Raw genomic sequence first — 13,282 nt, 5'->3', positions numbered from 1 at the left:
GGTCAGCATGCCGGAATTGAATGCCGTCACCGAGTTTCGCGCGTTTCCAAAGACATGGGGAGCCGAATATGTCGCCGCAGGCGAGGTGCGGTTCCGGCTCTGGGCACCCGGCCAGGAGACCGTGACGCTGAGGCTGAACGGCGAAGATACCGAGATGAGCCGCAGCGAGGACGGCTGGTTCGAGCTGCTCGCCACCGGCATCACCCCCGGCGCCGAATATGCCTATGTCCTTGCCGATGGCATCGTGGTGCCCGACCCCGCCTCGCGCGGCCAGAAGGACAGCATCAACGGCCCATCGCTGGTGATCGATCCGACCAGCTACACCTGGCAGCATCCGGAATGGCAGGGCCGGCCCTGGGAAGAAACGGTCGTCTACGAAATCCATATCGGCACCTTTACGGAAGAAGGCACGTTCCGCGCCGCGATCGACAAGCTCCCTTATCTGGCAGACCTCGGCATCACCATGATCGAGGTCATGCCGGTCGCCCATTTCGGCGGAAACCGCGGCTGGGGGTATGACGGCGTGCTCCTCTATGCGCCTCATGCCGCCTACGGTCCGCCTGAGGATTTCAAGGCCTTCATCGATGCCGCCCATGGTCACGGGCTGACGGTGGTTCTCGATATCGTGCTCAACCATTTCGGCCCGGAGGGCAATTATCTGCCGCTTCTGGCACCCGCCTTCTTCCACAAGGAGAACATGACGCCCTGGGGCGCCGCGATCGCCTATGACGTCGAGCCGGTGCGGCGCTACATCACCGAATGCGCGCTCTACTGGCTGGAAGAATTCCATCTCGACGGATTGCGTTTCGACGCCATCGACCAGATCAACGACCCCTCCGACAAACACGTGCTGATCGAGATCGCCGAACGTATCCGCGCCGAGATCCCCGAGCGTGCCATTCACCTGACCACCGAGGACAGCCGCAACGTCACTTTCCTGCATCCCCGTGACAAGCAGGGCGAGGCGCCGCTCTTCACCGCGGAATGGAACGACGACCTCCACAATGCCGCCCATGTGCTGGCGACCGGCGAGACGCATGCCTATTACAAGGACTTCGCCAAGGAGCCGGAAAAGCTGGTGGCGCGGGTGCTGGCGGAAGGTTTCGCATATCAGGGCGAAGTCTCGCCGCAGACCGGCAAAAAGCGCGGCGTGTCCAGCCTCGATCAGCCGCCGGTCGCCTTCGTGGATTTCATCCAGAACCACGATCAGGTCGGCAACCGCGCCCAGGGCGAGAGGCTGATCGAGCTTGCCGGCCCCGACAAGGTGAAGGCATTGCTCGCCATGCTGCTTCTCTCGCCGCATATCCCGCTTCTCTTCATGGGTGAGGAATATGGCGAGACCAACCCCTTCCTGTTCTTCACCGATTTCCATGGCGATCTTGCCAAGGCGGTGCGGGACGGGCGCCGCAAGGAGTTCGAAGGGCATGCGGGCCACGAGGGAGAGACCGTCCCCGACCCCAATGCCAAAAAGACCTTCGATGCCTGCAGGCTCGACTGGAAGAAGCTGAAATCGGCGGACGGCAAGAACTGGCTGGAGTTTACCAGGGCGTTGCTGAAGCTGCGGCGGGAGATCGTGATGCCCCTGCTCGGCTCCGCAGGCGGACGCTCCGGCAAGGTGCTGAGGACGGACAAGGGTTTCCTTGCCGTATCGTGGACTTTTCCAAAAGGCACGCTCTCGATGGCGCTCAACCTCGGTGAAAAGGCGCAGGCGCTGCCGGATATGCCCGGCAGGATGATCTTTGCGTGGCCGGAACAGGCGAAGGACCTGTCCCCCAACTCCGTGCTCGTCCGTTTTGAAGCGGTCGGAGACGCCGCATGATGATCCCGACCGCTACCTATCGCATCCAGTTCCGCAACGGCATGACCTTCGATCGCGCCAGCGGACTGGTGCCCTATCTGAAGCGGCTCGGCATCAGCCACCTCTACGCCTCGCCCATCTTCACCGCCACGACCGGCTCCACCCACGGCTACGACGTGACCGACGCCAATGAGATCGACCCCGCGATCGGCGGCCGCGACGGTTTCGAACGCATGGTGAAGGCGTTGAAGGCCGAGGGTCTCGGCCTGATCCTCGACATCGTCCCGAACCACATGGCCGCGTCGCTAGAAAACCATTGGTGGCGCGATGTCGTCGAAAACGGCGAGAACAGCCGGTATGCCCGCCATTTCGATATCGACTGGACCAGGCGCCTGACATTGCCCTTCCTCGGCGACACGTTCGAGAAGGTGCTGGAAGCCGGGGAGATTTCCCTCAAGGGCGACCCGAAGACCGGCAAACCGGCCTTGGCCTATTACGACACGTTTTATCCGCTGGCCCCGGCGAGTTATGCCGGCCGCGAGACGGAAGTGCTGAAGATCACCGATTGTACAACGATTGCCAGACTGCACGACCAGCAGCCCTACCGGCTGATGTCCTGGCGGGATGCACCGCGCGAACTCTCCTATCGCCGTTTCTTTGAGATTACCGGGCTTGCCGGCGTGCGGGTCGAGGATGGCGCCGTATTCGACGACACGCACCGGCTGATCCTCGAACTCGTCCATGACGGCAAGGTGGACGGCTTGCGCGTCGATCACGTCGACGGCCTCGCCGACCCGAAGGGCTATCTCGAACGACTGCGGCACGAGGCCGGGCCGGATTGCTATATCACCGTCGAAAAGATCCTCGGAGAAGGCGAACAGATCCCGGCAGACTGGCCGATCTCCGGCACGACCGGCTATGAGTTCATCGCAGCCGTCAGCGACGCCCTGGTCGACGGCCGCAAGCTGGACGAACTGCGCAGCGCCTATGAAAGGATGACCGGCCAACCGATAGACATGAAAGCCGAACTCCGCGCCGCGAAGCTCTTGATGGCCGACAACAATTTTGCCGGCGAGGTTTCGACGCTCTTGAATATCGCCATGCAGATCCAGCCCACGGAGGACCGCGAATCCGCCCTGTCGGAGGCGGCGGTAAAATCTGCGCTGCGGGAACTGCTCGTCGCCTTCCCGGTCTACCGCACCTACGGCACGTGGGAGGGCATTCCACCCGAAGGTCGGGAGATGCTGGCGAAAGTTCTGGCCAAGGTGCGCAACGGCCCGAACCCGCCGGACGATGCACTCGCCTTTCTCGAACGCATCCTCATCGGCGATGTCGAGCAGGCCGCAGCCAGCAGCGCGTCGATCTTCCGCACCCGTTTCCAGCAGCTCACCGGTCCGCTGATGGCGAAATCCGTGGAAGATACGCTGTTCTTCCGGCAGCATATGGCGCTGGCGCTCAATGAGGTCGGTGCTGAGCCCCTGCCCCGCAGATTCTCGCTCGATCGATTCCACGCGGAAATGCAGACGCGGCTGGAAAGGCAACCCGACGCCCTGTCTGGCACCTCGACCCACGATACCAAGCGCGGTGAGGATGCCCGCGCCCGACTTTATGCGATCACCGAGGCCCCTGACCTTTGGGCCGATGGCGTGGATCGCTGGCGCAGGATCAACAGCCAAGCGGTCCGCGCGCTGGACGACGGCCCCGCTCCGGAACCGGCGGTCGAATGGATGCTCTACCAGGCGCTCGCCGGCGCCTGGCCGAACGATCTCCACACCGAAGACGCGGCAGGCCTCAAGGCGCTGGAGACGCGTTTCCTCGGATATGTCGAAAAGGCACTGCGCGAGGCGAAGCTGCGCACCAATTGGGGCGATCCAAATGAGACCTACGAGAAGGCGGTCCTGGAGTACGCCCGCACGCTTCTGTCGCCCAGCAGCCAGGCCTTTCTGACAGACTTCACCGATACCTTGCGCCCCTTCATCCGAGCAGGCCTGGTGAACGGCATCACCCAGACGATCATCAAGCTGACGGCACCGGGCGTACCCGACATCTACCAGGGCAGCGAAGGCCTCGACCTCAGCCTCGTCGATCCTGACAATCGCCGCGAGCCGGATTTCGACAGGCTGCAGCGACGGTTGACGGAGAAGGAAAAGCTTGCCTCCACCGAGGAGGACGAATGGCAGACCGGCCGGCTGAAGCAGCACGTCATTGCCACCCTGCTGCGCGTTCGCCAGGAGGCGCCGACCCTGTTTCGGCGGGGGGAATATCTGCCTCTCGGAGCGTCGGGCAAGCGCGCCGACAACATCATCGCCTTCGCCCGCGCCGACATGGACGACGCCTTCATCGTCATCGCCCCGCGGCTGGTGTTCAGTGCGCTGCATGCCGGCCTTGCTCCGTCGCGGTCCGAACGTTGGGCGGAAACGGAGATAACTCTGCCCGAAAGGCTGGGGCACCGCCGCTATCGCGATATCTGCACCGGCAAGGTCGTCGATCCCAAGGATCGCATCGCCGTCAACTGGGCGTTCGGCGACCACCCCTTCGCGCTTCTGCTGGCGGAATAGTGCCGCTACGTCAAAAGAGCCTCACAAGGAAAAGGCGCCGATCCTAAAACGGACGGCGCCCTTTCGGTATCCTTCAGCTTTGCTTCTCACCGATCAGCCTATGCCGATGAAGGACAGGACGGCGAGAACGATAACGACGGCTCCAACGAGCCATACGATGCTGTTCATGACTGTCTCCTTTTCAGTTCGCTACAGGTGGAAGCAAGGCTTCCGTTTGATTCCATTCAATAAATCAAGCAAACCCAACGAGATTCAGAACGGCTATGACGATGACGACCGCGCCGACCAACCAAACGATGCTGTTCATGACTTTCTCCTTTTGATGTCGTGAAATTGAACGGCGACAGGCGTAAAAGGTTCCGGTGAAACATGGCTGGAACAAACGCGCCTGGCGTGGGTTGAACGAGCGTCAAGCGGGGCCTTGCCCCGCCAAAAGGGTGGGGCAATATGGCCGACGAAATTTTGAAGAACGACATGACGGGCGGAGAAACAAAACCACCACGCGTCGTCATCGTCGGCGCCGGTTTCGGCGGGCTTGCGACGGCCGGAGCGCTCGGCAACAGCCCCATTGATGTGACCGTCATCGACCGGCGCAACCACAACCTTTTCCAGCCGCTGCTCTATCAGGTCGCGACCGCCGCACTGTCTCCCGCCGACATATCGGAACCGATCCGCCGCACGCTGGGGCGCTTCAAGAACATCAACGTCATGCTGGCTGAAGTCACCGGCGTCGATGCGGCTGCCAAGACCGTGATGCTCGATAACGGCACCTCGGTCCCTTACGACCGTCTCGTCATCGCCACCGGCTCGGACTACAACTATTTCGGCCATGACGACTGGCGCGCCTGGGCGCCGGGGCTGAAGACCATCCACGAAGCAAGGCTGATCCGCCAGCGCCTGCTGCTCGCCTTCGAGAAGGCCGAGCTTTCCCATGATCCGGAAGAAAAAAAGGCGCTTCTCACCAGCGTCATCATCGGCGGCGGTCCGACCGGCGTCGAAATGGCCGGCGCGATCGCCGAGCTCGGCCACTTCATGATCACCCGCGATTTTCGCAAGCTCGAGCCGGATCACATGCGGGTCATCCTCATCGAAGCCGGCCCGAAGATCCTCGCCACCTTTCCCGACAACCTCACCCAATACGCCCTGAAGGCCCTGGAAAAGGCCGGCGTCGAGGTGATGACCAATCTGGCAGTGGAATCCGTCACCAGGGACGAGGTCATCGCCGGCTCGCAGCGTTTCCGCACCAGCTGCGTCATCTGGGGTGCGGGCGTCAAAGCCTCGCCCGCAGCCAGATGGCTCCGCATCGAAGGCAAGGCGGGAGGGCGCATTCCGGTCGAACCAGACCTCTCGATCACCGGCTTTCCGGATATCTTTGCGATCGGCGACACGGCACTGGGGCTTGCGGAGGACGGCAAGCCGCTGCCGGCGCTCGCGCAGGTCGCCAAGCAGCAGGGACAATATCTCGGCAAGGCGCTGCGGGCGAGACTGATGGACGGCAAGGCGCCCCAGCCTTTCCGGTTCCACAATCGTGGCAATACCGCCGTCATCGGCCGCGATGCCGCGATCTTCGATTTTGGCAAATGGACGCTGAAGGGTCGGGTCGCCTGGTTCCTCTGGGCGCTCGTCCACGTCTACCTGCTCGTCAATTTTGAAAAACGCCTGCTGGTTAGCGTACAATGGATCTGGCGTTACCTGACCCAGCAGCGCGGAGCGCGGCTGATCGATGAAAATGCCGCCACATCGGTTCCGTCTTCCACGCAAAGGACAGAGACATGAACACCGCCAATCCGCAGCTCGAAGGACTCTATCTCGCCGTTGCCGCAATCAACCGGCTTCTGGTCGAAAAGGGTGTCGTCTCCCATGCCGACATTCAGAGCGCCCTGCAGGTGGCCGAACGCACCGTTCTTGCCGACGACAAGCCGCTCGCCGTGTCGACGTCCCATCAGAAGGCAATCGCCTTTCCGATCCGGCTCCTGCTTCTGGCAAACGAGGCGAGCGAGCAAGGCACCAAAATCTGTTTCGAGGATCTGGCCCGGGAAGTCGGCCGCCGCACCTGAGAAAATGTACCCGCCAAAAAACATGAACGGCGGCGTGGAGCCCACGCCGCCGCTGTTTTCGTGGGAGGAGAGCTTAACTACAGGATGGGCTTGCCGCCGGTGACGGCGATCGTCGTGCCGGAAACGTAGCTGGAGAGCGGATCGGCGAGCATCACATAGGCCGTCGCAAGCTCGGCCGGCTGGCCGGGACGTTTCATCGGCACCTGCTTGCCGAATTCCTTCACCCGGTCTTCCGGCATGGTGGAGGGGATGAGCGGCGTCCAGATCGGCCCGGGCGCGACGGCGTTGGCGCGTATGCCCTTTTCGGCCAGCAGCTGTGCGAGACCTGCCGTGAAATTCTGGATCGCGCCCTTGGTGGTCGCATAGGCGAGCAGCGTCGGGCTCGGACTGTCGGAATTGATCGACGCCGTGTTGATGATGGCGCTCCCCGGCTTCATGTGGGGGACTGCCGCCTTGGTGAGATAGAACATCGCATGGATGTTGACCTGGAAGGTCAGTTCCCATTCCTCGTCGCTGATGTCGCCGATGTCGGAAAACGTGGCCTGATGAGCGGCGTTGTTGACGAGGATATCGATCCCGCCGAACTCCTGGACCGCCTTGTCGATGATTGCCCGGCAATGCGCCGCGGTCTTGATGTCGCCCGGCACCAGCACCGCCTTGCGGCCGGCCTCCTCGACTAGGCGCTTGGTATCCTCGGCATCCTCGTCTTCGTCCAGATAGGAAATCAACAGATCGGCGCCCTCGCGCGCATAGGCGATCGCCACCGCCCGGCCGATGCCGCTGTCGCCGCCTGTGATCACCGCCTTCTTGCCGGCCAGCCGGCCGGAACCGCGGTAGGAGAGCTCGCCGTGATCGGGCACCGGATCCATGCGCCCGGTAAAGCCCGGCATCGGCTGCTGCTGTTCGGGAAACGGCGGAGTGGGATACTGGGCCATCGAAATCTTCCTTGTTGTCGAGGTCGCGAACTGATCGCCCCAACTGGCCTCGTCTGGAGATGTTCCCGACCAAAATGCACAATCAAAAAAAGGAGAAAACGCGACGCCACCCCACCTTCCGGCTCACGCCCCGGGGGTGATTGCTCCGTCGCCGCGCCGCAGGCGTTTCAGTTGATTGACGATCCGGAGCGAGCTTGCGGCCCGTGCCGCAGAGGAATCCGAGCTCTTCGACAGTATCCGCAACATGTCCTCCGCCTCGTCCGCAGAGATGGTGCCCCGGGCGGCCAGACCGTCGATCAGCATGAGCATCGCCCCCTCGACCGCGAGCGATCGTCGGCGCGTTTCCATTTCGATTTCATCGGCATCGGACATTGCAGGCTCCTTGAACTGTCACCTGCCGAATGGTTTGGGGAGAAGATTGTTCCTCATCATCCTGCCCGGTCTTATCCTATCGCCAAGTCAGCCGCCGTTCTGTGAGTCATTTGGCGGTGACGGGCTTTTGTCGACCTTGCCGGGGCCTGCCTTGTAAAAATACTGGCTCGCGACCAGCCAGCCCTTCAACGGCCGCATCGGCGCAAGGCAGGTGAGGAACAGGAAAGGCAGCGAGATCAGCAGATGCACCCAGAACGGCGGCTGGAAACTGGTCTCGATCCAGACCGCAAGCGCAATGCTCGGAATGCAGCCGAAGCACATGACGAAAAAGGCGGGACCGTCTCCCGGATCGGCGAAGGAATAATCAAGGCCGCAAACCTCGCAGGCCGGCCGCATCGACAGGAACCCGTTGAACAGATGTCCCTGGCCGCAACGCGGGCAACGGCCGCGCGGGCCGGTGCTATAGGGAGGAAGCGGCGCCCAATTCGCGTCATGGGACATGGAAATCTGCCTTTCGTGACAGGAGACAAAATGTGTTTTCCGGATATTTATCCGGCAGACCTCTATAACAAGCCGTTCCCTGCCGGGCGCAATCTCGGCTTTTGAGGTTCGGCACGAAACTTCTGTCATCGATCTATGGCAGGCAGCTTCAAAACAATAGTCTGGCGTCGATCGAATCGCTGCCCTTCACCTTAGATGGTATTTCATGGCTTCAGAATTTTCAGGCCTCGGCATCGCCCATCAGGGCCGTTTCACCCGGCTGAAGTGGCATCGCCTGCGCCGCAGCTTCAAGGACCCGCTGTTTTCCGCCGGCGTCATGGCACAAGGTTTTCGCCTGGGCGCATCGAGCGAACTCGATCTGCGCGTCCGCGCCGATGGCGGCTTTGTCGTGCTGCACGACGAGGAGCTCGAAGGTGAAACCACCGGCCACGGCCTCATCCGTGAGGCTTTGCCCGAAACCATCCGCGGCCTGACGCTTTTGCAGGGCGGCCATCCGCCGATCCTCAGCGAGGATCTCGCGACGATGCTTCAAACAGCGCATCCGGACGCCCTGCTGCAGTTCGACATGAAGGACGGACTGGAGGCGATCGGCGCACGCGGCATGGATCACCTCGCCGATCATTTCGGCGGCGCCGGCTCCTCGATCATCGTCAGCGGCGCCGATCTCGATCTTGTCGTCGCCGTCAAGCAGAGACTGCCGGGCCTCAAGCGCGGCATCGACCCGACCGGCAAGCTCATGGAAATCTATCGCCACCAGGGCCTCAAGGCCGTCGAGGCGGATCTTCGCGCCGATATCTCCGGCCCGACCGAGCCGGACACCATCTATCTCGCCTGGCAGCTGGTGTTGCAGGCGGCCAAGGACGGGCTCGACCTGATCGGCCTCTGCCACGATGCCGACCGGCTGGTGGATGCCTGGACCTTCAATCTCGAGAACCCGGACGCCGGGTTCGACGAGGCCGAAGCCCGCAGCTTCTCCGCCCTGATGGCGCTGAAGGCGGATCAGGTCACCACCGACGAACCGGTCGCCACCGAACGTGCCTGGGCGGCCATCTCCGCTTGAAGTTCATCAATCGTCGAACCCGAACGGATCGCGAAACACCCGCCGGTTGACCAGCTTGAGACTGCGGTCCGGCTGGATGATGTAATTTTCCTCGACCCGCTGGCCGAGTTCGTTGCGGAATTCGTGCGGCACGACGCTGCCGATCGGCGCCTTGGTGAGCTTGGTGCGCGGCTGGCCGCCATAGGTGATGCTGCCGGGGATCGGCCGGATGCCCGGACCGATGTCGAGTGCGCCGGTGGTTCCGCCGCCGTCCGTGCTGCAGCCGGCAAGCGCGATCACGAGACCGACGGTGGCGATAATGTTTCTCATGGGCTGATCCTTCCCGATGTCCCGCTGACGCGGTGGACTCACTGAACTTCGCGAATATGCGGGAAGTTCCATGCCATGAACCGAACCGATAAATCCTCTACCCATTGCCAAAATATCCGATACATCTGTCGCCCGCCAGTAACGGAATGAGGAGAATGACTGCCGTGACGAAATCCTTTGGAGCGATGTCGATCGCCGAGCTTTCCGCGCTCATCCAGATGGGCAGGGTCGACCCCGTCGAAGTCACGGAATCGGTCCTCTCAGGTATCAAGGCCTACCCCGACAAGGCCGTGTTCATCTCGCTTCTCGAGGATCGCGCTATGGCTGAAGCGCAAGGCTCCTCGAAGCGCATGAAGGAAGGCCGCTCGCTCGGCCTGCTCGATGGCATCCCGATCGCCTGGAAGGACCTCTTCGACATCGAGGGATTGCCGACCACCGCCGGCTCGAAAGTCCTGAAGAAGGCAGATCCCGCCACAAAGGATGCAGCGATCGTCGACCTGCTGAAACAGGCCGGCATGGTCGCGGTCGGCCGCACCAACATGAGCGAATTCGCCTTTTCCGGCATCGGCATCAATCCCAATTACGGCACGCCGCAGAACCCGCATGGCAAGGATGCGCCGCGTATCCCCGGCGGCTCCTCCTCCGGTTCCGGCGTCGCGGTCGCGGCCGGCCTCGTGCCCGTCGCGATGGGCACAGATACCGGCGGCTCGATCCGCATTCCGGCCGGTTTCAACGGCATCGTCGGTTACAAGGCGACCCGCGGCCGTTATGCGATGAACGGCGTCTATCCGCTGGCAACCAGCCTCGATTCGCTCGGCCCGCTTTGCCGCACGGTGCAGGATGCGGTCTGGATCGATGCGGCCATGCGCGGGCTCGCAGTTCCGCAGACGGCCCGCCACCCGGCGCGGCCGCTCGATATCGTCATCCCCACCAATATCGTCTTCGATGGCGCCGAGCCGGGCGTGGTGGCCGCCTTCGAAGCGGCGATCGAGCGGCTGGCAAAGGCGGGAGCCAGGATCACCCGCCTCGCCTTCCCGACCTTCGACGAACTCCCGAAGCTGATGGTGAAATACGGGCCGATGGTCACCGCCGAAGCCTTCGCCCTGCATCGCGAGAAGCTGTCGGGACCGGATGCCGAGGAGATGGATCACCGGGTCGTCGCCCGCACCCGCCTCGGCGAAAAGACCAGCCTGTCCGACTATATCGCCATCGTCGAAAACCGCGCCCGGATGATTGCCGAAACCGAGGCATTGATCGGCGACCGCTTCGTCGCCATGCCATCGGTCGCCCATGTGGCGCCGCCAATCGCCCCGCTCGAAAAGGACGACGAGCTGTTCTTTGCCACCAACGGCAAGACGCTGCGCAATACCGGCTTCGGCAACTTCCTCGACTGGTGCGGCGTCTCCATCCCCTGCGGCAGCGGCGATGCCGACATGCCGGTCGGCTTCCTCCTGTCGGCCAATGCCAATTGCGATGAAACACTGCTGCAGGCCGCGATGGCCCATGAAGAAATCATCCGAGGGTAGGAACGGCGGAGCCGGATCGGCTCCAGCAGACATCGGTGTCTCGGCAAAGCCGGCAAAACGTGCCACGCGCGCCGCAGGGAAGAGTTGCCTCCCTGCGCAGCTAACAAAGGAACCGTTTCCCCTTAACCGGGACCGCGGCAGTTGCCTTTTGCTTGTTCCAATATCCTCGAGAGCCTAGCCTTCCCCTGGATTTTGAGGAAAGCGGCGCACCATGCAACTCGATTTGAACGGCAAGACGGCATTGATCACGGGCGGCTCCAAGGGCATCGGCCTCGCCTGCGCCCAATCCCTCCTGTCCGAAGGCGCGCGCGTCGTCATCTGTTCGCGTTCCCAGGCGAACATCGATGCGGCTCTGGCAAAATTACCCGGCACGATCGGCTTCACGGCCGATCTGATATCGGAAAACGAGGCGCTGACGCTCGTTGACAAGATCGAAGCTGACGTGGGAGCGCTGGACATTCTCGTCAACTGCGCGGGAGCTGCGCGCCGCACACCGCCCCAGGACCTTAGCCCGGCCCATTGGCGTGCAGCGATGGACGCCAAGTATTTCTCCTACATCAACGTCATCGATCCGGTGGTCAAACGGATGGCGGCCCGGCGGACGGGTGTGATCGTCAATGTCATCGGCGGCGGCGGCAAGGTCGCATCGCCGATCCACCTTCCGGGCGGGGCCGCCAACGCGGCGCTGATGCTGGCGACAGTCGGCCTTGCAAACGCTTACGCCGCCAGCGGGTTGCGCATCGTCGGCATCAATCCCGGCAATACCGAAACGGAACGGGTAACCGAGGGCCTTCGGGCAGAGGCGGCTCTCCATGGCATCAGCGAAGAGGCGGCGCTCGAAAAACTGGTCCAGCGCATTCCCCTCGGCCGCATGGCGACGCCCGAGGAGATCGCCAACGTCGTCACCTTCCTGAGCTCTTCGAAGGCGAGCTACGTCACCGGAGTCGTGATCGGCATGGACGGCGCCCTCAACCCGATCGTTGTCTGAAGGAACCTCTCGGACCCCGGCCGGCGTGCGCCACGCGGTGCCTCCCACTCATTTCCCTATTCAGCCATTAGAGATGCAGGTCGATAACATGAGCAGCAATTCCGAGTTCCTCTGGTACATCCCCAACGACGTCAAAGCCGGCCATCGCGGCGATTCCTCCGCCGAGAACCACAACAGCCTTGAGACGCTGACCAGCCAGGCCAAGGCGCTGGAGGAGCACGGCTGGAAGGGCGCGCTCGTCGGCACCGGCTGGGGCCGGCCGGATACGTTCACCATCGCAACCGCCCTTACCGCCCGCACCACCACCTTCGAGCCGCTGATCGCCATCCGCCCCGGTTATTGGCGGCCGGCGAACTTCGCCTCCGCCGCGGCGACGCTAGACCACCTCAGCGGCGGCCGGGTGCGGGTCAACATCGTCTCGGGCCAGGATAACCTCGCCGCCTATGGAGACAGCGAGGGTGATCAGGCGCATCGTTATGCTCGTACCAGGGAATTCATGCGGCTGGTCCGCCGACTTTGGACCGAGGAGAACGTCACGTTCAAGGGCGAGCATTTCCAGGTCACCGGTTCTACGATCGAGCCTCGCCTCCAACCCCGCGGCGACCGCACGCACCCGAAACTCTATTTCGGCGGAGCTTCCGAAGCCGCCGAGCGGGTGGCCGCGACGGAAGCCGATATCCAGCTTTTCTGGGGCGAACCGCTCGACGGCGTGCGGGAGAGGATCGAACGGCTGAAGGCGCTGAGCAGGCAGCTTGACCGCGACCTTCCTCCGCTTCAATTCGGGCTGCGGATCACCACCCTCGTCCGCGACACGACGGAACAGGCCTGGGCCGATGCCGAGGCGAAGGTCGCCGAAATGGCCAAGGGCAAGGCCGGCAACTGGAACGACCACGGAAAGCCGGTCGCCGTCGGCCAGCGCCGGCTGCTCGAACTGCACGAGCGCGGCGACGTCCTCGACGACAACCTTTACACGGCGCCTGGAAAATTCGGCGGCGGCGGTGCCGGCACCACCTGGCTCGTCGGCTCAGCGGAAGACGTCGCCCGTTCGCTGCGCAAATACGAGGATCTCGGCATCACCCATTTCGTGCTCTCCGACACGCCTTATCTCCAGGAGATCAAGCGGCAGGGCGACCAGCTGCTTCCGCTTTTGCGCCGTTGAAGCGCAACAGCGATCGACC

General features: G+C 62.9%; 13 protein-coding genes. 9 read left to right on the top strand and 4 right to left on the bottom strand.

Going from position 1 to position 13,282, the window contains the following annotated elements; all coding sequences use genetic code 11:
* Positions 1-7: 7 nt before the first annotated feature.
* From treZ to C5J24_RS00160, 5 genes are all read left to right on the top strand, one after another.
* Entirely contained in the window at positions 8-1,819 is a 1,812-nt protein-coding gene (gene treZ / locus C5J24_RS00175) for a malto-oligosyltrehalose trehalohydrolase (protein WP_245446471.1), read from the top strand.
* A complete protein-coding gene (gene treY, locus C5J24_RS00170; RefSeq protein ID WP_105414690.1) occupies positions 1,816-4,356 on the top strand; it encodes a malto-oligosyltrehalose synthase in 2,541 nt (846 codons plus the stop codon). Before treZ ends, treY begins: the two co-directional genes overlap by 4 nt.
* Before the next feature lie 157 nt (positions 4,357-4,513).
* Positions 4,514-4,687: a hypothetical protein gene (locus C5J24_RS31680; RefSeq protein WP_172723804.1), complete on the top strand. Its 174-nt coding sequence runs from the start codon at positions 4,514-4,516 to the stop codon at positions 4,685-4,687.
* A 116-nt stretch (positions 4,688-4,803) separates the two neighbouring features.
* The gene (locus tag C5J24_RS00165; RefSeq protein WP_245446469.1) at positions 4,804-6,132 is read left to right on the top strand and encodes an NAD(P)/FAD-dependent oxidoreductase; all 1,329 of its coding nucleotides are present in this window, start codon (positions 4,804-4,806) and stop codon (positions 6,130-6,132) included.
* Complete coding sequence (locus tag C5J24_RS00160) at positions 6,129-6,413, top strand: hypothetical protein (protein WP_046635001.1); 285 nt, start codon at positions 6,129-6,131, stop codon at positions 6,411-6,413. The genes C5J24_RS00165 and C5J24_RS00160 overlap by 4 nt, the downstream gene beginning before the upstream one ends.
* Before the next feature lie 77 nt (positions 6,414-6,490).
* Here C5J24_RS00160 and C5J24_RS00155 read toward each other — a convergent pair whose 3' ends face one another.
* The 3 genes from C5J24_RS00155 to C5J24_RS00145 all read right to left on the bottom strand — a co-directional run bounded on the left by C5J24_RS00155 (position 6,491) and on the right by C5J24_RS00145 (position 8,221).
* The gene (locus C5J24_RS00155) at positions 6,491-7,348 is read right to left on the bottom strand and encodes an SDR family oxidoreductase (protein WP_105414688.1); all 858 of its coding nucleotides are present in this window, start codon (positions 7,346-7,348) and stop codon (positions 6,491-6,493) included.
* A gap of 123 nt (positions 7,349-7,471) precedes the next feature.
* The gene (locus C5J24_RS00150; RefSeq protein WP_038589101.1) at positions 7,472-7,720 is read right to left on the bottom strand and encodes a hypothetical protein; all 249 of its coding nucleotides are present in this window, start codon (positions 7,718-7,720) and stop codon (positions 7,472-7,474) included.
* An 87-nt stretch (positions 7,721-7,807) separates the two neighbouring features.
* Positions 7,808-8,221, bottom strand: a complete 414-nt coding sequence (locus C5J24_RS00145) for a DUF983 domain-containing protein (RefSeq protein WP_105414686.1) — start codon at positions 8,219-8,221, stop codon at positions 7,808-7,810.
* Between the two features lie 205 nt (positions 8,222-8,426).
* Between C5J24_RS00145 and C5J24_RS00140 the strand changes: the two genes are divergently transcribed.
* On the top strand, positions 8,427-9,281 hold the full coding sequence (locus C5J24_RS00140; protein ID WP_105414684.1) for a glycerophosphodiester phosphodiesterase family protein: 855 nt from the start codon (positions 8,427-8,429) through the stop codon (positions 9,279-9,281).
* A gap of 6 nt (positions 9,282-9,287) precedes the next feature.
* Here the strand turns inward: C5J24_RS00140 and C5J24_RS00135 are convergent, their stop codons facing one another.
* A complete protein-coding gene (locus C5J24_RS00135; RefSeq protein ID WP_105400277.1) occupies positions 9,288-9,590 on the bottom strand; it encodes a hypothetical protein in 303 nt (100 codons plus the stop codon).
* Between the two features lie 164 nt (positions 9,591-9,754).
* Between C5J24_RS00135 and C5J24_RS00130 the strand changes: the two genes are divergently transcribed.
* The 3 genes from C5J24_RS00130 to C5J24_RS00120 all read left to right on the top strand — a co-directional run bounded on the left by C5J24_RS00130 (position 9,755) and on the right by C5J24_RS00120 (position 13,263).
* Positions 9,755-11,116, top strand: a complete 1,362-nt coding sequence (locus tag C5J24_RS00130) for an amidase (RefSeq protein ID WP_105416515.1) — start codon at positions 9,755-9,757, stop codon at positions 11,114-11,116.
* Positions 11,117-11,327: 211 nt separating this feature from the next.
* Positions 11,328-12,104: an SDR family oxidoreductase gene (locus C5J24_RS00125; protein ID WP_105414682.1), complete on the top strand. Its 777-nt coding sequence runs from the start codon at positions 11,328-11,330 to the stop codon at positions 12,102-12,104.
* Positions 12,105-12,192: 88 nt separating this feature from the next.
* Positions 12,193-13,263 (top strand): LLM class flavin-dependent oxidoreductase, encoded by a 1,071-nt coding sequence (locus tag C5J24_RS00120; RefSeq protein WP_105414681.1) that lies wholly within the window; start codon positions 12,193-12,195, stop codon positions 13,261-13,263.
* Positions 13,264-13,282 lie beyond the last annotated feature (19 nt).

The organism is Neorhizobium sp. T25_27, assembly GCF_002968565.1.
Taxonomy (GTDB): domain Bacteria; phylum Pseudomonadota; class Alphaproteobacteria; order Rhizobiales; family Rhizobiaceae; genus Neorhizobium; species Neorhizobium tomejilense.
The sequence above is the reverse complement of the archived record's forward strand: the minus strand, read 5'-3'. Positions and strand labels throughout refer to the sequence as shown.